The sequence below is a fragment of the Streptomyces sp. NPDC048650 genome (assembly GCF_043199095.1).
Classification (GTDB): domain Bacteria; phylum Actinomycetota; class Actinomycetes; order Streptomycetales; family Streptomycetaceae; genus Streptomyces.
The window spans coordinates 80438-101756 of record NZ_JBICVM010000021.1 but is presented as its reverse complement, the minus strand read 5'-3'; the positions used below and the strand labels follow the sequence as shown (position 1 = coordinate 101756).

The 21319-nt window shown below is 66.9% G+C and carries 20 protein-coding genes and 4 pseudogenes; 10 read left to right on the top strand and 14 right to left on the bottom strand.

Going from position 1 to position 21319, the window contains the following annotated elements:
* Window positions 1-24 precede the first annotated feature (24 nt).
* A complete protein-coding gene (locus ACGFML_RS35910) occupies window positions 25-147 on the bottom strand; it encodes a hypothetical protein (RefSeq protein WP_393549866.1) in 123 nt (40 codons plus the stop codon).
* 193 nt (window positions 148-340) lie between these two features.
* Between ACGFML_RS35910 and ACGFML_RS35905 the strand changes: the two are divergent.
* Window positions 341-844: pseudogene (locus ACGFML_RS35905) on the top strand (DUF2071 domain-containing protein); the annotation flags it as partial.
* A 601-nt stretch (window positions 845-1445) separates the two neighbouring features.
* Here the strand turns inward: ACGFML_RS35905 and ACGFML_RS35900 are convergent.
* The 4 genes and pseudogenes from ACGFML_RS35900 to ACGFML_RS35885 form a co-directional block, all read right to left on the bottom strand.
* Window positions 1446-1730: a hypothetical protein gene (locus ACGFML_RS35900; protein WP_393549865.1), complete on the bottom strand. Its 285-nt coding sequence runs from the start codon at window positions 1728-1730 to the stop codon at window positions 1446-1448.
* A 1165-nt stretch (window positions 1731-2895) separates the two neighbouring features.
* Window positions 2896-4340, bottom strand: a pseudogene (locus ACGFML_RS35895) (NF041680 family putative transposase); the annotation flags it as partial.
* 264 nt (window positions 4341-4604) lie between these two features.
* Complete coding sequence (locus ACGFML_RS35890) at window positions 4605-4913, bottom strand: hypothetical protein (RefSeq protein WP_393549864.1); 309 nt, start codon at window positions 4911-4913, stop codon at window positions 4605-4607.
* A 159-nt stretch (window positions 4914-5072) separates the two neighbouring features.
* Window positions 5073-5525, bottom strand: a complete 453-nt coding sequence (locus ACGFML_RS35885) for an Lrp/AsnC family transcriptional regulator (RefSeq protein ID WP_393549863.1) — start codon at window positions 5523-5525, stop codon at window positions 5073-5075.
* Between the two features lie 147 nt (window positions 5526-5672).
* Between ACGFML_RS35885 and ACGFML_RS35880 the strand changes: the two genes are divergently transcribed.
* The 5 genes and pseudogenes from ACGFML_RS35880 to ACGFML_RS35860 all read left to right on the top strand — a co-directional run.
* Entirely contained in the window at window positions 5673-6683 is a 1011-nt protein-coding gene (locus ACGFML_RS35880; RefSeq protein WP_393549890.1) for a DMT family transporter, read from the top strand.
* Window positions 6652-7267 (top strand): annotated as a pseudogene (locus ACGFML_RS35875) (DUF4158 domain-containing protein); the annotation flags it as partial. The gene ACGFML_RS35880 and the pseudogene ACGFML_RS35875, both read left to right, overlap by 32 nt.
* Before the next feature lie 805 nt (window positions 7268-8072).
* On the top strand, window positions 8073-8483 hold the full coding sequence (locus ACGFML_RS35870) for a hypothetical protein (RefSeq protein ID WP_393549862.1): 411 nt from the start codon (window positions 8073-8075) through the stop codon (window positions 8481-8483).
* A gap of 821 nt (window positions 8484-9304) precedes the next feature.
* Entirely contained in the window at window positions 9305-10090 is a 786-nt protein-coding gene (locus ACGFML_RS35865) for an ArsR/SmtB family transcription factor (protein ID WP_393549861.1), read from the top strand.
* A 279-nt stretch (window positions 10091-10369) separates the two neighbouring features.
* Window positions 10370-10613, top strand: a pseudogene (locus ACGFML_RS35860) (Tn3 family transposase); the annotation flags it as partial.
* A 457-nt stretch (window positions 10614-11070) separates the two neighbouring features.
* Here the strand turns inward: ACGFML_RS35860 and ACGFML_RS35855 are convergent.
* The gene (locus ACGFML_RS35855) at window positions 11071-11985 is read right to left on the bottom strand and encodes a hypothetical protein (protein WP_393549860.1); all 915 of its coding nucleotides are present in this window, start codon (window positions 11983-11985) and stop codon (window positions 11071-11073) included.
* A 45-nt stretch (window positions 11986-12030) separates the two neighbouring features.
* On the opposite strand from ACGFML_RS35855, the gene ACGFML_RS35850 reads away from it, so the two are divergent.
* Window positions 12031-12186 carry a hypothetical protein gene (locus ACGFML_RS35850; protein WP_393549859.1) on the top strand — a complete coding sequence of 52 codons (156 nt, stop codon included), beginning with the start codon at window positions 12031-12033 and terminating at the stop codon, window positions 12184-12186.
* Between the two features lie 791 nt (window positions 12187-12977).
* Here the strand turns inward: ACGFML_RS35850 and ACGFML_RS35845 are convergent.
* Window positions 12978-13163, bottom strand: a complete 186-nt coding sequence (locus ACGFML_RS35845; protein ID WP_393549858.1) for a hypothetical protein — start codon at window positions 13161-13163, stop codon at window positions 12978-12980.
* Between the two features lie 369 nt (window positions 13164-13532).
* Window positions 13533-14054: a transposase gene (locus tag ACGFML_RS35840; RefSeq protein ID WP_393549857.1), complete on the bottom strand. Its 522-nt coding sequence runs from the start codon at window positions 14052-14054 to the stop codon at window positions 13533-13535.
* Between the two features lie 308 nt (window positions 14055-14362).
* Between ACGFML_RS35840 and ACGFML_RS35835 the strand changes: the two genes are divergently transcribed.
* Entirely contained in the window at window positions 14363-14656 is a 294-nt protein-coding gene (locus tag ACGFML_RS35835) for a DUF1330 domain-containing protein (RefSeq protein ID WP_393549856.1), read from the top strand.
* Window positions 14657-15190: 534 nt separating this feature from the next.
* Here ACGFML_RS35835 and ACGFML_RS35830 read toward each other — a convergent pair.
* A complete protein-coding gene (locus tag ACGFML_RS35830) occupies window positions 15191-15352 on the bottom strand; it encodes a hypothetical protein (RefSeq protein ID WP_393549855.1) in 162 nt (53 codons plus the stop codon).
* A 225-nt stretch (window positions 15353-15577) separates the two neighbouring features.
* On the opposite strand from ACGFML_RS35830, the gene ACGFML_RS35825 reads away from it, so the two are divergent.
* Both ACGFML_RS35825 and ACGFML_RS35820 read left to right on the top strand, forming a co-directional pair.
* Window positions 15578-16828: an IS256 family transposase gene (locus ACGFML_RS35825; RefSeq protein ID WP_393549854.1), complete on the top strand. Its 1251-nt coding sequence runs from the start codon at window positions 15578-15580 to the stop codon at window positions 16826-16828.
* Between the two features lie 5 nt (window positions 16829-16833).
* Complete coding sequence (locus tag ACGFML_RS35820) at window positions 16834-17343, top strand: GNAT family N-acetyltransferase (protein ID WP_393549889.1); 510 nt, start codon at window positions 16834-16836, stop codon at window positions 17341-17343.
* Between the two features lie 185 nt (window positions 17344-17528).
* On the opposite strand, the gene ACGFML_RS35815 is transcribed toward ACGFML_RS35820, so the two are convergent.
* From ACGFML_RS35815 to ACGFML_RS35795, 5 genes are all read right to left on the bottom strand, one after another.
* Complete coding sequence (locus ACGFML_RS35815) at window positions 17529-17861, bottom strand: DUF6355 family natural product biosynthesis protein (protein ID WP_393549853.1); 333 nt, start codon at window positions 17859-17861, stop codon at window positions 17529-17531.
* A 617-nt stretch (window positions 17862-18478) separates the two neighbouring features.
* Window positions 18479-19381: a hypothetical protein gene (locus ACGFML_RS35810; RefSeq protein ID WP_393549852.1), complete on the bottom strand. Its 903-nt coding sequence runs from the start codon at window positions 19379-19381 to the stop codon at window positions 18479-18481.
* A 408-nt stretch (window positions 19382-19789) separates the two neighbouring features.
* Window positions 19790-19948: a hypothetical protein gene (locus ACGFML_RS35805; RefSeq protein WP_393549851.1), complete on the bottom strand. Its 159-nt coding sequence runs from the start codon at window positions 19946-19948 to the stop codon at window positions 19790-19792.
* Window positions 19949-19987: 39 nt separating this feature from the next.
* Window positions 19988-20248 carry a hypothetical protein gene (locus tag ACGFML_RS35800; protein WP_393549850.1) on the bottom strand — a complete coding sequence of 87 codons (261 nt, stop codon included), beginning with the start codon at window positions 20246-20248 and terminating at the stop codon, window positions 19988-19990.
* Between the two features lie 80 nt (window positions 20249-20328).
* On the bottom strand, window positions 20329-21021 hold the full coding sequence (locus ACGFML_RS35795; RefSeq protein ID WP_393549849.1) for a hypothetical protein: 693 nt from the start codon (window positions 21019-21021) through the stop codon (window positions 20329-20331).
* Window positions 21022-21319: the final 298 nt, after the last annotated feature.

The window sequence follows — 21319 nt, the reverse complement described above, 5'->3', positions numbered from 1 at the left end:
CCCCCTAGATAAGCCACGTGGCCGTCAGCCCTCGTAGGGGTGCCCGATCGCGCTGTGCTCGCTCCGGATCGTCGGGCCGGACAGGAGCGGTAGCGCGGTAGGCGGGCCGGCCTTGCCGCGCAGATGAACGTTGGAGGCCGTCACCATCAGGTGTCGGCCTCCGGCTACGAGCGCACGCGCCCGTCGTCAGCTGGCGAGGTTGGCGAGGAAGGACTCGGCGGCGGACCAGGGCGTGAGCTCGATGCCGAAGGCGCTGTCCTGGTCCGGGCCGCGGACGTGGCCAGCCGGCCGGAGAGGTAGACAACGTAGCCTTCGCGGACGGCTCCGGTGTACGCGCCCGGACCGGCACGGCCGACGCGGCGTGGTGTTCCGCTCTCTGGAGGCATCGCGGCTGCTACCGGTGGCCTTCGCCCGCAGCGCCTGCCGGCTGCCCTACATGTGGGCCAGGATGGCGATCCACCGCGACGCGGACACCATCAGCTACACCAGCAGCCGACGCTGGCCGGGGCCGCGCGGGGTGCGCTGTCGGATCGAGGTGCGGGTCGGCGAGCGGATCGAGGAACCGACTGCCCTCGAACACTTCCTGCCGCCCAACTGGGGGATGCACCACGCCTTCTTCGGGCAGCCGGTGTATCTGCCCAACGCCCACCCGCGCTGGTCACTGCACCGGGTCGAACTGCTGTACTGCGAAGATGAGTTGGTGACCGCCGCCGGGCTGCCTTCGCCGGTCGGACCGCCGGTGAGCGTGCTGTACTCCCCCGGCGTGCCGGTCCGATTCGGCCGCCCTGCCCGCCCGGCGGCCTGCCCACCCCTTGAGCCCCCGCAGGCGGCGGCCGGGCGTTAGGCGAGAGCGTGGTGGCCCGATCTTCGACGCCCCTCAGCGCGCGGCACAAGGCAGCCGACCGACCGGAGTAACGAAGCCAAGATCCGGCTGTTGCCGACAACCACCGCCACATCATCGACACCGAATGCTGGGGCCACCGCCGCTGACCCGGCGCCTGATCCACAAGAGCCCAAAAGCCGGTGACCCAGAACGCCACTCACCGGCCCCCGGACACGGTCGCCGCAGACCCGGCCTGCGGCGCACCGTCACGTCCATGGCAACCGCCGTCGCCACGGCCACTCGAAGGCCGGCGGTCAGTGGGCAGCACGGTGGTCGGCGCGTAGCGGGTGAGCAGTTCGGCAGGGCCCCGAAGCAGGAGCGCAGAGTTCGCCCAGGTACCTGGGCGAACTCTGCGCTCATCGGCTGTTCCTTCGGCGGTCCTGCCCCGTGGCACTCGCGCCGCGAGGCAGGTGAGGACATTCGGTAATCCTGCCGGGCAGGAGCGGGCGACGACCTGAGCAATCTCGTGCGCGGAGAGGCTCTCTTTCTTGCAGGTCGCGTCGACGCGGATAAGGAGTTGAGCCGCCGCGAACCGACTACACCTCAGAAGGAAACCCTGAGGTCAGGCGTCGAGGATCTCGCATTGCCTTGCCGTACTCCGGAGGCCCTGGGCGCGGAGCTTGTACTCGATGGCCTTTTGCTTCTTGCCCGCCTTCTCCGCCTTCTTGGCGAGGACGTCAAAGTTGGCTGCCTGGCGGCGGAGCTTGGCCGGATCGCACACAGTACGAACGTTGGCGGTGTGCGTGCCGGCGCCTGTCTTGGCGTTCGCCTGCGCGGGCAGGGCGATGCCACCGACAAACAGGCCTGCCGACAGTGCGATAGCGGATCCAGTGATGATCTTCTTCATGGGCAGCAAGGGTCCCCCTAGGAATTAATTCGAACTATTCTTCGAATGAACCTAGCCTATACCGCGACGGCCTGAGAGGCCAACTAGCTGAAAGACAAGGCAAGTTGAGGGCTGCGGCGAACACGAGTAGGCGTCTGTCACATCACGTGCGCGCCGCGATCCATATCTCCGGAGAGCGGTTTGGGCTCGTCCGTGTCCAGGCCTGAGCCTCCGCCTCGCCTCGCCGCGCCGACCACTGACACATCGACACGTATCACCGCCGCACCAGCGTCAACCCCGAACGATGACCTCAGCCAACATCCTGGCCGGCACCACCGCCCACGTGATCCTGGCCAACACTCCCCTCGCCCCCGGACGACGAGCACAGGGACCGCCGCACGCTCCAGCCAACCGGCCATCTGAGCCTGCAAGGTGTCCTTCTCACAGGCCACGTACAGGGCCGTCGCCTGCCCAGCAGTCCGATCCAGGGCCAACCAGTCAGGGGCGGCCTGAAGGAACACACCGGCGCCCGACCAGGCCGGCGGAACATGGACCTCACGCAACGGATCGATGAGATCGGGGAACCACCCCTCCCGCGGCGGGCCTGGGCAAGCCGCGCGGACAGGCGCCGATACGTCGGCTCAGTGTGCGGGATCAAGCCCGCCGAGACCACCCGGTAATACGCCTGTCGGAGAGTGCAGCCGCCGACGTCGTCGTAGCTGGTGACGATGTCGGCGGCGCGGTCCACGATGCGCGCCCACTGAAGTCTGCTCACACCGTGTACCCCTCAGGCCGAGCGAGGTTCACAAACAGGCTCTGAGCTTGTTTTTTATGGTCCGAGCCGCCTTGGGAATGCGTGACACGATCCGATTCAGATGCTGAGTAGGGTTGTGGCCATGGCCAAGGGGATGGGGCGGCGGCCCAAGGTGGACCTGGACAGCGGCGTCGAGGACGTGACGCTGTCCATCCTGGAGTGGCTTGGCGAGCAGGGGGTCGGTGCCATGATCCGGGTCGACGCGGAGCGCATGCGTGACGGTCAGCCGGCGTGGACATTTGCCGCTTCTGGTGGGCCGCTGGACGGTGGGATGAGGGCCGACGGGGCCTCGGTCGCCGAGTGCATGGGCAGGGCACTGCTTCGACTGCGCGAGGCCGGGTTGTCCGTTCCATTCTGAAGTCGTGTTCCGCCTCTGAGCTGATCGCGTTCGGTGATGCTTTCAGGGCGTCTGGTGGTCTTGCCCACGTCGTAGTGGGTGGCGGGGTGCTGGTTCTTCGAGCCGAGTGGCCTGCCGGGGCCAGGCCGGTTGGGTTTGGGTGCACGGGCCGGGCAGGGCAGGGCAGGTTCGGGCGGAGGTTCCTGAACCCCCGGCGGACCCGGGCGGGGGTGAGTCGGCCGGGCTCGGCCGGTTTCTCCCAGGGGCGGCGGAGGTCCGCGGCCAGCGGCCGGGCGAGGCGGAGTTGGGTGTGGGCCGCGACGATGAGCCATGTCCACCGGTCCGCCGCCTCGGGGGTGCGGAGCTTCGGGCGGGTCCAGCCCAGCGTCTGCTTAATCATCCGGAAGGTGTGTTCCAGGTCGAATCTGCGCAGGAACGCCTGCCAACGCAGGTCGACGTCCTCGGCTGGCAGTCCGGTGGCCGACGTCCACAGCCAGACGGGGAGCGGAGCGTGGCCGCCGGGCAGGCGGTCGACCTCCAGGCGGATCAACGTGCCCTCGATCACGGGGAGTTCGCCGGTGTGGTCGATCCACGCGGAGCGGGTGGTCAGACGCGGATGGATACGGTCCCAGGCCGCCGCACGGACGGTGCCGTAGCGGTCGGCGACCTGCACCGTCGCGGCGTCGGGCTCGCCCCAGGTGTCGGGCTTGGCGAAGCGGAACTCCTTGCCGTGCTTGGGCGGGCGTCCACCCTGCGGCGGTGAGATCCATGGCACCGGGACCGGCTTGCGCATCACGCGGTCCGTGCGCATCCGCCCGAGGACCTCCACCGGCAGCCCTTCCAGCAGATGGGCCATGCGCGGAGCGTCATAGCCGGCATCGAAGATGATCAGGATGTCGCGGTCACCCGCCTGCCAACGGCCCATGTCGACGAGGTTCTCGACCACGCGACGGACCTGGGCCGCGGTGACCGAGGCGACGTCGTCGGCTGGCCCCAGACGCAGCGCGTCCAGGATCTGGCACCACGAGGTCCGGCCCGACTCCAGCGCGGCGACGAACGAGTAGGGCCAGCCGGGCACGAACTGGTCCGAGGAGCGTCCGCTGCGGCCGTAAACGTGGCAGAACAAGCGGTCCGCGCTGGTCGGCGCGTCCGGCCGGAGCCAGTGGGTGACGTCCACCGCCAGGATCAGACGCCCGCCGGCGGCCTCGGGTTGCGGCAACCCCGCCAGCACCTGCCGCAACCGCGGCACATCCACGTGACCGCGGTTCAGCGCGTCGTACATCGCGCCGTGTCCGCGCCGGTGCACGGCCGTCAGTGTGAGGTCCACCGGTGCGGTCACCGGCCCGTCCGCGCACAACAACGCGTCGGTCAGCTCGAACAACGTGTCCCCGCGCACGGTCAGGCAGTCGAAGAAGCCGTCCCGGAAGTGTGACGCCACCGCGAACGCTTCCCGCCGGACATCGTGATGCAGCAGACTCATTCCCCCACGGCCTTCGTACTGGTCAAGTGCCTCTTTGGTCGGAGCACAGGATCAGACGGAGGCCGTCTTCACGTCCCTGGAATCCCCGTATGAGCGATCACGTTCGGGGCATCGTTCGAGGTCCGACCATAAAGAACAAGCTGAGAAGTTCCCAGTCAAGGTCGGCGGTCTCTAGTAGTGCTTCGTCAGGTCGGGGCTGCGCTGGTGCTGTGCTGTGCGGGTGCCGGGGCCCGCCTGGATCAAGGCCCAGGCGGACCATGGCCGTCACCTCTTGGAGGCAGCCTCGCGGATCAGCGGCTCGAACTCCCGTCGCACGGAGGTGTCAAACGGCTCCGTCAGGGCACCGTTGATCACCCGCCGCACCCGGCGCTTTGCCGCGAACTCCTCAATCGCTGCGCGGGAGTCCGGCTCTACGCCCCCGCCAATGATCAGCACACCGAACTCCTCGGCCTCCAACAGCTTCCGAGCCTCCTCATCGGTGCTCACTCCCTCCGCGTCAAAGCCGTCCGCGCGGAGCGTGGCCAGCACCTCCGTCACCCTGGCAGGCGTCCTTCCCAGCACCAGCGTCCTCATGGCCGTACCTCTCAGGTACGTCGACATCGGCACCCCCGAACCTAGAACCTCAACTCGACTTGAGGTCAACCCCAACTCCCGCCCCACTCCGGCAGCCACCTGATCCGCCGGGCCGGGCCTCATCCCGGTGACCAGCTCTGGGCGAGGTTCACGCCGGTGTCACGTCGCGCCGATGACCTTCCTGCGCATGTGCCCGTAGACCACCGATGTCCGTACGTCGGCCAGCTCCGGCCGCTTCGTCAGCTTGTCCAGGACCACGGCGTGCAGATGGTCGGTATCCCGGACGGCGACGTGCACGAGGAAGTCGTCGTTCCCGGTGAGGACGAAGAGTGAGATGACCTCGGGCATCTGCTCCAGGAAGGTCTGGAAGGACTCGATCACCGAACGGGTCGGCGGGCGGACCCGAACGGCGATCACCGCCTGCAGCCCGCGGTCGATCGCAGCGAGGTCCACCTCCGCGTGGAATCCCGTCAGGACACCGCTTCTGCGCAGCGCCCGGATGCGCTCCAGGCAGGTGGAGGGGGCGATACCGAGTTCCTGGGCCATGTCCCGGTTGGTACGCCGACCATCCTCCTGGAGCATGCGCACCAGCGCCGAATCTAGTTCATCCACACGTTCCCCATCTCATCACATTCCGAAGGTAATTCGGACTCTTCGCGTAATTCTCGATGATGTTGTTAGCCTCCAGCCTAACTGGCTGATGTTTATTCGGTATCGATGCGATCGACGCCGATGGGCTGCGGAGAGGGGCGACTTGAGATGAGGGAACGCGGACCGACGGTGGGGGCGGTGTGTGCCGTCATGGCGGCCGCGCTGATGTGGAGCAGTTCGTACGCGGTGACCAAGAAGGTCCTCGACGACGTCGGCCCGCTCAGCATCGGCGCCGTCAGATTCACGCTCGCGGCAATACTCCTCGGCGTGCTGGTCCGGCTGGGCCGACGCCGCCCGGCCCGCCCGGACGCCAGGCAGCGGCGGGAGCTCTACCTGAGCGGATTCCTCGGCATCACCGTGTACTTCGTCTTGGAGAACGTCGGCGTCGATCTGTCCACGGCCTCCGATGCGTCGCTGATCGTGGCCACATACCCGCTGATGACGATGCTGGTGGAACTGGTCGCCTTCCGTACCCGGATGCCGCTGCCGAGGGTGGCAGGGGTACTCCTCGCCGCCACCGGCGCCTTCCTCGTCGTACGCAACGGGGCCGAGGTGGGCGGCAGCTCACGCTGGCTGGGGGACGTACTGCTGCTGCTCGGCGGTCTTGCCTGGGCTGGCTACAACGTGCTGGGCAAGCGCGCGAGCGCCGGCCAGGACGCCGCGAGCGTCACCTACTACCAGACCCTGGCAGGCGCGGCCGGGTTCGTGCTCGCATCGCTACTGGAGGCAGGCGACTGGCAGATACCGGGCGCAACGGCCTCAATCCTGCTGGCCTACCTGGCCGTGGCATGCTCGGTCGGCGGCTTCCTGCTCTACAACTACGGCCTGCGCAGGATGGCTTCGAGCGTCGCGGTGAACATCCTCAACCTGGTCCCGGTCTTCGGCGTCATCGGCGCCATCGTGATCAACGGGGAGTCGATCCGGCTCGCCCAGGTAACGGGTGGCGTGATCATCATCGCCGGGGTGGCGCTGGGCATGATCGAACGGAGACAGGGAACCACAGCGAAACCGAACATGGAGAGAAACGAACCTTCCGGGACTGCGACCGCGCGGACTAAGGTGAAGGCTGGCCCCATGCCGGACGGGCCTGAAGCGGGAGTGCCAGGTTCTTGGGTCTGACACGAAAGGCCCCGCAGTTCAGCAGGCGGCCCGGTACGGGTCGTTCCACGAGGTGCCCTCGCGAGCGGAGCTGGAGCGGTACTTCTTCCTGGACGACGTGGACCGGAAGACGGTGCAGGCCAAGCGCCGTGCGCACAACCGGCTCGGGTTCGCGGTCCAGCTGACGAGCGTGCGGTTCCTGGGCCGGTTCATGCCGGACCCGCGGCAGGTGCCGGCGGAGGTGGCCGAGTACCTGGCCGGGCAGAGGACGTCGCGTGCCTGAAGCTGTACGGGGAGCGGGACGGTACGGCCCGCACGCACGCCGGGGAGATCCAGGAGGCCAGGGGCTGGCGGGACTTCGCCGAGGTCCGCGAGGAGCTGGCGGGATGGCTGGAAGCGCGGGCGTGGACGACTGGGGACGGGCCGAAGGCGCAGCTCGACGCGGCAGCGGGGTGGCCGCGCGAGGGCCGGGTGCTGTTTGCCAGGGGCGAGCCGTCTGGCGCGGCTGGTGGGCTCGGTGCGGGAGGCGGCGAATCAGCGGCTGCGGGACACCCTTTACGGGATGCTGAACACCGGGCAGCGGGCGGTGCTGGACTCCACCATCGGCGTCTGCGTCGAACTCCAGCACGCCATCGGCGAGCAACAGACCAACGGCTACCACGGCAAGCACCTCTTCTACGCTCTCCTCGCGGCACTCGGCGTATTCGGACCCGACGCCCCTGCACGGCTCAAGACAGTGATGCTGCCGGGGCAGCTGACGCCGGCGGCCCTGGTCGACCGGCACGACATCGCCTGCACCGCGATACGCGACCTGTTGGTGGACTACCTCACCGAGCGCGCGGTCGACATCGACTACACACCACGCCGGAGGACATGGCCCGCGCGCTGGCCGGACTGTTCTGGCGAGACCTGGGGAAGCATCACCCGGGCATCGATTCGCTCCGGCTGGACGCCGATACCGTCACCGCCTGGCGGGAACGGGTCCGGATGGTCCGCGACCGGCACGGCGCTCCCCTCCGCCCGCGGGTGAACGTGCACACCGTGTTCACCTGGGTCAGGGCCTTCTATCAGGACCTCGCCCGTTGGGCTGCTGATGAGCCGGCACGCTGGGTCCTTTGGGTGGCGCCGTGTCTTATCCGCGACAGCGACACCGATCACGGAAAGGTCCGCCTTCGACGTAAGGCAGCCATGGACCAGCGCACTCGCACCCTGCTGCCGTCCCTTCCCGCCCTGGTCAGAGCTGTCGAACGTCAGCTCAGGGACGCCCAAGCGTGTCTCGCCGCGGGGCGAGAGGCTCCAGCCGGGGCCACGTTCATCACCCCGGCAGGCGAGACTCTCCTCCGCCGAGCCGGGGTATCAACCCGCGTCTATGCGGACGACCCCGCGGCCGGGCGGCGCCGGGACTTGACCATGGAAGAGGAACCCGCTTTCTGGGCCTGGGCAATCGTCGAGGTCCTCCGCCACACCGGCATGCGCATCGAGGAGGCGCTGGAGCTCACTCACCACAGCTTCGTCGCCTACCAGCTCCCCACCACCGGCGAGATCGTGCCCATGTTGCAGGCCGCCCTCTCCAAGCTCGACCAGGAGCGTCTGCTGCTGGTTTCCCCGGAACTCGGTGAGGTGCTGACGGCGGTCATTCACCGCGTTCGGTGCGGGCAGGCAGCCATGCCCCTGGTCTCCGCCTACGACACTCTGGAACGTCTTTCGAGTGCACCGATGCCCGTCCTCTTCCAGCGCCGCTACGGCCCGGAGAACCGGGCCATCCCACGCAACTACATCTACACCTGCCTGGGCGACGCCCTTTCGTCGCCAGCGGGCTGACCGGGCCTGGCGACAGGCCGCTGCGATATACGCCGCACGACTTCCGAAGAATCTTCGTGACCGCCCCCCTCCGCACCGGCCTGCCCCCGCACATCGCCGCCCGCATATGCGGCCACCGGACGACACGACTCTCGGATCCGCCGCGATCTACCCCGAGGACGTCATTAGTCACCACCGGGCATTCATCGCCCGACGCCGGTCGCTACGGCCCGGAGAGGAGTACCGCGAGCCGACCGCGCAGGAGTGGCAGGACTTCCTGACGCACTTCGAACTACGGAAGGTCGCCCTCGGCACCTGCGCACGCGACTTCGGCACCCCCTGCATCCACGAACATGCATGCATCCGCTGCCCCGTCCTGCGGCCGACCCCGAGCAGGTGCCCAGGCTGGAGGAGATTCGCGCCAACCTGGTCGACCGCCTGCAAGAGGCCGAGGAACAGGGCTGGCTCGGCGAGGTCGCGGCGATCGAAGCCAGCCTCGCCGCCGCCGAGCAGAGAAGGTCGCCGCGATGCGCGACGTCTCCGCCCGACACACGGCCGTGCACCTCGGGATGCCAGACTTTCAGACCAGCGCCGGCCGTCTCACCTCCGACCCGTCCAGCGGCTGAGGAGCCGTGCCATATCTCCTTGAGGCAATTTTCTGCGGCTTCGCCAGACGTGCACTTCCATGTGCCGGGTCGAGCAAGTTCGCGCCAGGCGTCACCTCAAGCGCTTCTCCTGGGCCGGGGCGGAGGGCGATTTTCAGGAATACAGAGCACCAATCCACCTGCCCTTTGACACGCAACCAAATAGTTGCCCCTCTGATGGTGAGGGGGTTGGATGGCATGGACGAGGTGTTCAAGGCGCTCGCGCACGCGAGCCGACGGCGGCTGCTGGACCGGCTGAACGAGCGGGCCGGTCAGAGCCTGCTCGAACTGTGTGCGGGACTGGAGATGACCAGACAGGCGGTGTCCAAGCATCTGTCGGTGCTGGAGAGCGCAGGCCTGGTCACAGCGGTCCGGCGCGGCCGGGAGAGGCTGCACTACCTCAACCCCGTGCCCATCCACGATATGGCTGACCGCTGGATCGGCCAGTATGAGCGGGGCCGGATGGCCGCGCTCAGCAACTTGAAGCAGGCCCTGGAAGGAACAGCGATGAGTAAGCCCGAGTTCGTTTACACGATCTACATCCACACCACGCCCGAGAAACTCTGGGAGGGTCTTACCAGCCCGGAGTTCCTGAAGGAATACCACGGTGGCTGGGCGCCCGCTTCCGACTGGAAGGCCGGTTCGAAGGTGTTGTGGCCGGTCGAGGACGGCGGCGAGCCTCAGGACCTCGGCCAGGTCGTCACCGAGTCGGAGCCCGGCAAGCGGCTCGCCTACACCTGGCACACGCTGCAGCCGATGCATCAGGAGATGTTCGGCATGAGCGACACGGAGTTCGGTGAGGCGGCCAAGGAGCGCTCGAAGGTCGCCTTCGACATCGAGCCGGCCGAGGAGCCGGAACTGGGTGTGAAGCTGACCATCACCCACGATGGTTTTACCTCGGCCGACTCCAAGATGCTCGAGGGTGTCAGCGGCGGCTGGATCATGATGCTGTCGGAGCTAAAGACGATTCTGGAAAAGGCCTGACCCGCTTCTCGGCCGATCCACTGCCAGCGAATCTGCCGCCCCACATGCTCCTTGTTCGAGGGGGGCGTGGACGCGTCGATGCTGAAGGCGCACGGCGAGCGGAAGGACACCCCCAGCGGTAGCTGGGGGGCCTGGTCGGGTATAGACAACAGCCTCTGCCGCCACGTGGGGCATCCACGACACTCCGGACGAGCCGCGGATGTCCAACTCTCTTGAAGTCGCGTTCCCTTACGGAGCCCGAGAGGTCGGCAACCCTCCGTTGTGCTGGGCTAGTTCGGACAAGACCAGATCGGGGCGCTCGGCCTGGCCCTCAACGCGCTCGTGCTGTTCAACACCCGCTACATGGATGCCGCCCTCTGCCAGCTCCGCGACGACGGTTTCGAGGTCCGCGACGAGGACGTTGCCCGTCTTTCCCCATTCGTGCCACCACATCAACGTGCTCGGGCGGAACTCCTTCCAGCTCCCCGACCTGCCAGGCGGCCTGCGGCCCCTGCGCGACAAGCACGCCACCGACGCAGAGTGAGACCCCGGAACGCGGGCCTGTCAACGGTTCAGGATCATCCGCTGAGGTTCTGGCTTTCGGAGCTGTATGGCGTGGGCGGGCACCGGTGCGGTGCCCGCTGGTTTTCGCTGTGGTTCAGCCGCGGAAGACGCAGTACAGGCGGCCGTAGGATGCGTCGGGGCCGGCGAGGTCGCCCTGGGTGAGGACGAGGGCGGGGAGTCGGCGATGGTGGCGGTGGGGTGCTTGACGAACGGGCCCCATGTGGTGCCGGTGAGGGCGGACCACCGCACTTCTTCGGACTTGTCCGCGGCTCGGATCAGGCAGTGCAGCTCGGCGGTGCCCGCGGGCGCTGTGAGGGCGGGCGCCCCGCTCATCGCGGAGGTGGGAAGAGCGGTGTCCGGGCTCCAGGTGGTCGCGCTGCTGGGGGTGGCGACTGCTGACGTCGTGCGCGGGCGGGCGTTGATGGTGCCGGTGGCATTCAGCGCGAGTACGTGATGGCCCCCGCTGCCGCCGTCGAAGTCGAAACCCTGGATGGGTCGCCCACCTGGTCGATCCACTGCCCCAGTGCGGCGCGGTCGAAGACGAAGGTGCGCTCGCGGACCAGGTCGTCGTGATTGGTGAACGCTTCGATCAGCTTCGCGATGACGCCCGTGCTCGCCGCGGAGAGCAGGAGATACTCCATCACCTTGTCGTATTCCGGCACCGGATAGTGCCCGCCGTACTCTTCGAGCTTGTCGGCCATCTCGAACAGCACCAAGGAGATCGTTTCCATGGTGCCGTGCAAGTCCCTCACCCACTGCGAATTGCTGTGGTCGGCTTCCCAGCAGATGATCCGCGCGCAGAGGAACGTGTTGACCGTGTCCTCGAACAGCAGTGTCCCGTCGTCGAAGCGCCTGGTACTGCCCGTGTTGACACCGCCGTACTCGCGCGTGACCGACGACTTCGTTGCGGCCGTGTCGGATCCGCCGGACAGCGCCCAGCAGATCTCGTCCGACCCGAGCTCATTCGACTCGCGGTAGCAGTGGAAGTAGTCCAGCGCCACCCGCAACTGCTCCGGCTGACTGGCGGCCACCTCGGCGAGGTGATCGGAGGCAGTCACCAGCGTCACCCCGTGCCCGTAGGCGCCCAATGCCTCCAGGAACTGCGGACTGTCGAACGACGGCCCCTCCACCGGCCGGTCGAGATCGACCAGGCTCACGTTCGGCTGCGCCAAGATCTCCTCACGCAGCTCAGACCGGTCCTTGACCATGTCGGAGAAACCGTAACCGTCTGTCAGGGGGCGGGCGGTGAGGGTGGAGGGCAACGTCCGCGACGCGGCGGCGCCGAACGCGAACGCGGCACCACCTGGGACCAGATCGCCTCCGTCGTCGGCACCACCCGGCAGTCCGCCCACGAACGCTGGTCCGGCCACGTGCAGCTCTGGGCCCGCCTGGGCCGCGTGGACAACGAAGCCCGACCCACCACGGAAGTCGTCAATTACCTGGACCGGCAGTACGCCAAGCTCGACCCCACACGCCGCGACGCGATCTCCGCCGGCCTCTACGCCACCCGCCACCCCAGCTACGAGGACGCCCAGCCCACCCAAGGGCAGTAACCGCGCGCCCGCCGGACCGAGCTGGAGCGCGACAAGCAGCGCAACCACGAGGAATACGAGCGGCTCAAGGACCCCAGCGACTGCGACGGCTGGCCCCGGCCGGCCACCAACCTGACCGCCGCCACGGAGCTGAACCAGGCCACTGCCCAGGTCTACGACGAACTCATCACAGCCGAGCCGGCCCTCGCCGACTCCCGACGAGTGCACCCGACGGCAGGGCCGCCAGGCCGCCGTCACTCGATGCGGCGGGGGCCTGGGCTTTGTTCACGACTCGTGACAGCGGTTGTTCACGGGTTTGGGAGCCACCCGGATTGACGGATGGGTGTTGTTCACGAGCTTGGGTTCTGACTCAGGTTTTGTGGGCGGTTACCGTGAGCTGACTGTCAGAGGTCGATCCGCCAGAGAATGAGAGCCCTCGATGATGCCGCCGTTCTGCGCCATATGCCGTGTTCCGTACCAGCGTTCAGGCTTCGAATACGAGGACTTCACCCTAGTGAACTTCCGGCCCACAGAGACATATCCGGATGACTGGGCTGGTCACCCAGAACACTGCGAGTGGTTCTGCCCTTCGCATTTGCCCCTCACGGAGGGGCTGACGGAGCTGCCTGCCGTGGAAGCCCTGGCACAGATCCAGGAGAAGCTGCGCGAGACGACGGACCAGGAATCTTAGAGGGCGTTAAGTGATTGTTCGCCCATTTCCAGCTTTGCCCAGGTTCAGGTGCCCTGGTCAGGCTGCCGCGGGTGTGGTCCGGTTGAGGGCAGGACCGGCCAAGACTCGCGGAAGTCGATGATCAGTCATCGGCGGCGACGAGCAATAGCAGAGCCTTCCGCGAATCATCCATGATCACGAGTTCGTGGGACTCGGTGTGGGTGCCGGCCCAGTCGTGAAGCGCACTCTTGTCGAGCTCGCCGAGGCGGTACCGGCTCCTGGCCCGCCGGATGGGTGCGTAGATCTGTTCCTCCAGGACGTCGACCAACGTACTGGAGGAAGGTCACCGAACTGAGGGCCCACCTGTCGATCACGCTTACTGCGGCCTCAGCGTCCAGGCACTCATATGCATCGGCCGTGATGTGGGTGAGCTGGTAAGGGCCGTGGATCGTGCCGGTCGGGTCCACTCCACCTCCCGCGTATCCGTCTGCGAAATGCTCACCGCCAATCAGCGCATGGAGAGCGCGGTCATCGGGCAGCGGATCGGCGGGCATGCGAAAGCGTTTGATATCGATCCAGCGATACCCGGGATGCGACGGCGGAGTGAAGGCGTAATGACGGAAGTTGATGAGCGTCTGGTCGGGGTACGGATGCGCCCAACAGGTGACGCCCGAGCAGGTGGCGCTGCCCGCGTCATTTACCTGGTCAGGACTGTGGCGAGGGCTAAGGTAAGGCCGTGAACCCGGTGATCCGCGATGACGTTGCCGTGGACGCTGGCCGCGACGACGACCACAGCGATGATCAGCCCTATCACGTCGGTCGCGATGCCCCGCTTCCGACCTGGGGTTTTCTTACCGACGTCCAGACCGGCCGTGGTGGCCGGGACGTTGTTCGACGCCCGCACTGACTGGGAATCGATCACGACAGCCGTCGGGTCCTCGGCCCGGCCGGCCATCTCCCGAACCTGCCAGCGCAGCAGATCGTGAATGGTCTGCGCCGTGCCGTCGTCCCGCCACTTCGCGAAGTAGTAGTACACCGCGCCATCCGGCGGAAGATCTTTCGGAAGGTAGCGCCACTGGCAGCCGGTGCGCGCCTGATACAAGATCGCGTTCACGAACTCCCGCAGTTCATACCGCCCCGCATGCCCGGACACCGATGGACGCGCATCCTTCCACGCGGTCAATACCGGCCGGACCAGATCCCACCGCTCATCGGACATGTCATTCGGGTACCGGACGTCCTCGTATCTCACCGCGCCGGCACACCGCACCGTCACGGCGATCGGGGCCCGAACTGCCAGAGCATCACATCAACGAGCGATGACAGAACACTGATACGTTACATAACACCCTCTTAGCGCTGGACCGATAGGCGCTCACGATGATGACCGCAACAGCGGCGACCGCCGGGCCCGAACCGGGGCTGACCGGCGCGTCTCTGAATCACCCCGGTGACCCGTCGTTGGGTGCGATCGATCTGAACTGTGAATTCGAAGTCAGATGTGCTCTCCCGAACACTGGAGGTTCCGTGGCCAAGGGCTACTGGGTCAGTGCCTACCACACCATTTCAGACCCTGAGAAGCTGGCTGCCTACAACAAGCTGGCCGGTCCGGCCGTCCAGGCCGGGGGCGGGCGACCCCTCGCCCGTGGCGGTCGGGTCGTCGCACACGACGCTGGAATCGCCGAGCGCACTGTCCTGATCGAGTTCGACAGCTTTGAACAGGCCCTCGCGGCACACGAGAGCGAGGCCTACCAGGAGGCGCTGGTCGCTCTCTCCGACGGCGTCGAGCGCGACTTCCGCATCATCGAAGGCATCGACTGACCGAGGCCAGTCGGCGACCTGCCCGGCGTCCAGCAGGAACGACGGCCGCTGCGCGCCCTTGACCTGTGCCTGGCACTTGATCTCCCGGCCCTGCCCAAGCACGCCGAAGACACCCGCGGGAAGCTCAAACGCCTGGTCGGCCTCGGATTCCTCGACGAGAGCGAACCCGGATTGTTCGCACAGCCCCGCCCATAGACACGCACGGCCCCACCGAACAGCGACCCTGATCAAAGCGAAGGCGCAAAAGGAAGAAGACTCGCTCATTGCCCTCTCAGAGCCCCGTGCGGCCGCCTGACGGCCTGACAGAGCCCACCTGGCCCGAGCCTCCAAGACGAGTGCGAGACCGTCCTCCTCATCCCACTGCTCTTCGACCCCAACGAAGCCGAAGCCGAAGATCGTGGCCAGGGACGCCACGCTGTCGGGGTCGATCGTCGCCCGCACGGTCGTGACTGCGGGTTCCGCTGCTGCCCGGCGAAGCAACTCGATCAGAGTGGATCGGGCATATCCCTGACGACGGAAGTCGGGAGCGACGGACTAGCCGATCTCGACCATGCCGACCTCGACCATGCCGACCTCATCGGGCGGTCCGTGGAACCCGGCATGTCCGACGACGAGGCTCTTCTCGCCGACGACCGCCTGCCGCACCATCCACCGCGCATGGCCGGGATCGGCGGTCATCTGATCAAACCAGTACATCGCACCGACGAGCGGAAACCGCTCGCGACCGGACCCGAATGGGCGGCGATCTGACGTCGTCGGGCGGATGGCCTCGGCCGGGTTGGCAGCTGGCCGTCATTGTTGAGCAATGCTCAAGACCTGTGGATCGGCCTCGGGTTGGGACGTGAAAGGGCGTACTTTCCCGAGTGATCGATAGGTCACCGAGTAGGCCGACGTTGCACCGTCGGTTGGGAAGGCACGCCCATGCTCAGCGTAGTCAACGAAGACGGCACCACGGAGTCCGGCTCCTTGATCGACGAGATCGTCCGGGAGGGCGCCCGCCGCATGCTGGCGGCCGCACTGGAGGCCGAGGTCGATCAGTACATAGCCGATCTCGCCGCCGAGAAGGACGAGGCCGGGCGGCGCATGGTGGTCCGCAACGGCCGCCACCGGGCGCGCACCGTGACCACGGCCGCCGGGCCAGTGGAAGTCACCGCGCCGCGGGTGAACGACCGTCAGGTGGACGAGGCTACCGGCGAGCGGGCACGGTTCTCCTCAAAGATCCTGCCGCCCTGGTGCCGCAAATCGCCGAAGATCAGCGAGGTGCTGTCCTTGCTCTACCTGCACGGACTGTCCTCCGGGGACTTCGTGCCGGCGCTGGAGCAGTTCCTGGGCGGCTCGGGCGGGCTGTCGTCGGCGACGGTGACGCGGCTGACCAAGCAGTGGCAGGCCGACCACGCCGCCTTCCAGGAACGCGACCTCTCGACGTCCGACTACGTCTATGTGTGGGCCGACGGCGTGCACCCCAGGGTCCGCCTCGGTCAGGCCCGCTCCTGCGTGCTGGTCCTGATGGGTGTGCGCGTGGACGGCACCAAGGAACTGATCGCGCTCGCGGAGGGGCTGCGGGAGTCCACCGAGTCCTGGGCCGACCTGTTGCGCGACTGCCGCCGTCGCGGCATGCGCGATCCCGAACTGGTCGTCGGGGACGGTGCGATGGGCCTGTGGAGGGCCCTCGCGGAGGTGTTTCCCCAGGCCAGGCACCAGAGGTGCTGGGTTCACAAGATCCGTAACGTGGTCAACGCCCTGCCGAAGTCCGCGCAGCCCGGGGCGAAGAAGGCCCTGCAGGAGAACAACGCCGAGGACCGCGACCACGCCGAGAAGGCGGTACGCGAGTTCGCCCGGACCTACGAGGCGAAGTGGCCGAAGGCGGTGAAGAAGATCACCGATGAGACCGAGGAGCTGCTGGCCTTCTACGACTTCCCCGCCCAGCACTGGATCCATCTCAGAACGACAAATCCGATCGAATCCACTTTCAGTTCGGTGAAGCTCCGGACCAAGGTCACCCGGGGTGCGGGCAGCCCGGCCGCGGCCCTGGCGATGGTGTTCAAGCTCGTGGAGTCCGCGCAGGAGCGTTGGCGGGCGCTCACCGCACCCCAACTCGTCGCCCTCGTCCGCGCCGGCGCAGTGTTCAAGAACGGCGAGCTCGTAGCGCGCCCCGAGGCGGCCGCGGCGTGAGCATCATGACGGCCCGGACCATCAGCACCCGCCGGCTGGACCTGCTGCCGCTGCACGTCGAGCACGCCGAGGAGATGGCCGCGGTGCTGTCCGATCCCGCCTTGCACAATTTCATCGGCGGCACCCCGGACACTGCCCAGGTCCTGCGGTCGCGCTACCAGCGCATGACCGCAGGCTCCCCCGACCCGGCCGTGGCCTGGCTGAACTGGGTGATCCGGCTGCGCGACGAGTCCTGCCTGACGGGCACCGTCCAGGCGACGATCAGCCCCGGCGTCCGCGGCGCCGTCGCGGAGATCGCCTGGGTGGTGGGAACCCCGTGGCAGGGAAGAGGCATCGCCACCGAAGCGGCACAAGGGCTCGTCGGCTGGCTCAGACGACCCCCGGTGCACGCCATCATCGCGCACGTCCACCCTGAACACCGAGCCTCCGCTGCCGTCGCCGCAGCCGCCGGGCTCACGCCCACCAACGAATGGCATGACGGCGAGATCCGATGGCACCGGAGCGTCAGGCCGTAACTTCAGCGATCCACAGATATTGACAATTGCTCGTCATTGTTCGGGTGCCGGAGAACTGCACGTCGATGTCTGCGTGATGTTGCTCGGGCGTGCGGAGCGGCTGCCGTGTCGGGTCGCCGCCCTGCCGCCTGTTGAGGTCGTCAGGTGGCGACCCGATATTCAGGTCGGGTCCCTTGGCGCACCGGTCAGGGGCCGGTGTCTCCAGGGTGGGAGCAGAGACCGCCACGGTAGGTGCTGTCGTACCAGGCTCCCGTAGCGTCGACATCGAGGTTGGTTCGCCCCGGCCCGACGCAGCGGTGGTAGTTCGATCGTGGCCAGCGCTTGACCTGGATCCATACGTTGGTGTTGGTGGCGCAGTGCTCGTAGTAGGCGCGTTCACCACCGATGCTCTTGTTCCAGCCGCAGGCGTTGATCTTCAGGGGAGCGGCAGCGGTCGCTGGGACGGCGGGCAGGGTCAGTGCCGCCCCAGCGACGCCCAGAGCCACTGCATGCCGCACACACTTGATCAGAAAGGACACGAAGAGACCTCCAGAAAAAGGGACACCACAAGTCCATTACGCTGCACTCTCCCCTGCAGCAATCGAGGAAAACGACTTACCGTCGCCATCACTCTTGTGAGCGAATCGCTTTCCGTCCGGTGTGGTCGTCAGCTGTTGTGAGCCTGGCGCCATGGGTTATGAACTGGGCGAACCTCTGTCGGCGCGGGCCGGCTGGCTGGCTGGCTGGGGGAAGGCGCGTCGTAGCGGGGTGGCTGGAGGCTACGTCCGTCCGGCTCGGTGGCGGCGGGCGCTCACGGGAGAGGTCCAGCACGGCCGGGCAGTCGGTGTGACAGGGCCGGTCCAGGACACGAAGCGCGCCTGGTGGTCTCGGGCGGGTGGTGTGGAGGGCCACCGAAGCTGCCCGTCAAATGTCGGGGCCAGGCCTCCACAACCACACGCCCTGCGGGGTCCTCCTGACGGGCCGTTGCCAACCGCATCCGGTCGGTGATCTGCGTGCCGTCAGCGGATTTGCCGCATGAGCTCTGGGCTCTGCGGTGTGGGGTGCTGGAGGCCGGCCTGGTGCCCGATGCCAGTGCAGCGGGAGCGGTAGCGGGCCTTCTGCGTGAGGATATGCCTGGTTCCAGGTGGTTCCAGGCTCAGCCCCAGGTCTCGCCGCTGACAAGGGAGGGGCCGAAGGGGCGAGCAGCGACGGAGGTGATCGCCGGCACGGCGCCGTCTTCTGCCGCGTGTTTGAAGGTGTGGACAATGGCGGTGCGCACCGGATGGACCGGCCCGCCAGGGCTCGCGGAGTCGTTGGTGGCGAGGGGCCGGACTTGTGAGTGGGTCAGGGCGAAGCAGACCAGCGTGGTGCGGTGGTCTGAAAACCGGAAGTGGTCAAGGATGGCCCGGTTGCCGAAGCCGAGGGAGTCGAAGACGACGGCGACGTCCTCGTTGCCGTACGGGGCCTGTTGCAGGGCCGGCAGCACGTTGAGGATCGCGTCGTCGCGGGCGAGCAGACGGGCCTGCTCATGCGAATCGCCCCATGGTGGCGGGTCGTTGTCTTGGAACTCTTCGGGGACGTCATCCGAGCGCAGAAGCGTGCCCACAGCTGGCCGGTCCCAGCACGTCTGCCCACTGACGCTGCCCCAGTTCAGGCTCGCGTTGACGCAGAGTTCGCCCGCTATCAGCGCCCAGGGCGTGCGGACCACACGCTCGCGCGCCAGGTCGATCACAAGACGGCCGAACGCCTCCCAAGGCAGCAGGCGCACTGCCCATGACGGCCCGAGGTTCCCGGCCAGTCGCTGGGCCGCCACCAAGCCCTGCTCGACGTGCTTCCGCAGTTCCGGGCGGGAGGTGAATCCGTTCGGCGGGCGGGACAGTGACCATGAGCGCAGCGCGTGCGTCAGGTCGTCCGGCAGGCCCAGGGCGGAGTCGTCCAGCGGCACGTTGCCGGTGAAGGTCCCGATGTCCTCGTAGGTCCCGCACTCGTACGACTCATACAGGGGTGAGGGCTCGGATCGGGCCCGTACGAGCAGGTAGCCCGGTCCTTCGAGGGGCATGCGGATCTCCACGACCGTGTCGGGAGGCGGGCCCGTAGAGGGGGTGTCGAACCGGGGCACCGAACCCCCACCCTGCACAGAGGACTTCTTCGGCCCCACCTCACAGACCAAGTTGCTCGGCGCATCGGAAGTCTACGGGGCGCCCAGCACCCACAGGCCGGCCGGCACCTATGCGACGCCGACATGATCCACAACCCCAGTCCGACCAGGTCAGACCAAAAGAGCGAGCCAAGTCTCCGCCGGTACGTCGGTGACAACGGCGCTATCAGGTGCTGCCGCTTCACCACTGCCATGCCTATGGGCAGCAGGGGTGATGATGCGTCGCAGGGAAGGCTGAGCGATTCTCAGCGAAGGCTGGTGACCGGTACGTCCAGAACAGGGGATCCACAGCAGCCGGGCCAGGGTCGGTCAGCGGTCGACCCAGGCGGGCACGGGGAGGGCAATCTGCTGCCGGGCCGCGTAGAGCGACGGGCGTTGCTCCTGGGTCTGCACTCCAGGCCACTCGGTGATGGTGGTGCACTGGTCGCTGTAACCGGGCGTCGGAGAACGGTGCGGTTGATGGCGCATCAGGAGACGCTTGACGCCGGTTGACGCCGGTGTCCCGTGCTACTGGCTGGATTCTTCGTCAATCTCTTCATTGAGGGCAGCCATGCGGGCCTTATATTCCGCCTGCGGGATTTGCCCGAGAACCGCGAGACGTTCCAGTTCGGCGGCCTCGGAAGCATGGGATATCTTGCGGCTCTGTTCTACCTGCTCCCTGCTGTACTTGACGGCCGTGGCCCGTTTCCTGGCGCGATTTCGCTGCAACTGCTCATCGATCGCCCTTCCTGTTGCCTCGAAGTAACTGTCGTGTCTCCCTGACCACATACTTTCCCCTCGTCGTCGATTTGAAATGCAGGAAGCCGGATCCAGGATATCCTGGATCCGGCTTCCTGGTTGATCATTCGTCAGATCTTGAAGTTCTTGTAGTCGATGGTGCACTTGATTGCCGTTGTGCCGGCGCCGCCGCAGCCCTGCGGGTGCGACTGCCACACCCAGCCCGGCGTGATGAAGTTCACCCACATGTCGTGCTGCACGTGCAGGGTCTTGGGCCGCTGGACCTTCGCCGTCACCTCCGAGACGGTGGGCGTCGGATCCAGCGGCTGGATGACGGTGCGATCGCCGTTGGCGATCGCCGTGTTGTGGTCGTCCATGAGCCGTGCGCGAGACTCCCCGGTGAACTGCGGACTATCGGGGCCTACTGCTGCACAGTAGAACCTGGTGCTGCCCGTGACCTGGGAGACGGTCCCTGCTCCCCACTTCCAATCGGCGTTCCACTCGCACAGGAGTGTCTTGGCCTTGAGCGTTGCACCGGTCTTGGGGTCGACCTTGGCGACCTTCGCGGTGAAGCTTCCGCTGCCGCCCTGAAAGGCATCGTGTCCGGCAGCCACGGCTGAACTGGCCGCGCCGCTGCCGACGCTGTTGGTCGTGACGCTCTGGGCGCTCGCGGAACTTCCTGCCGTAATCGTCATTGCCGACGTGACGATGGCGGTGGCGACGGCGATCTTGACGGTACGGGACGTGCTGAGACGCGCGAGTCCCCTGTGAGCCAACTTGCCTTTCACTTTTCCCCGTTTCTCGTATGGATGGTGCGTGATCATTTTTAGCAGTACGACGGGGACCCGTCGAGCGGATTCAAGATCTTGACTGGAACTGAAGATTCTTGGCCAACACGCCGCACTTAACGCTTTTCTAACGGGAGGGGCGACCGGGGCCTGGACCAGATACCTGAATTACTGATACCGAACCGGTCGGGCGCACAAAGCTCCGATCCTGCTGGAATGGTGCCCTCCGCTATGCGATGCCTTCCGGTGGGGACTGTGTGACTGAGCGCTTCATGTGACTGAGCTCTTCAGTCGGCGGGATTCGCCGACTGAAGCGCTCAGTCAGAGGCCGCCG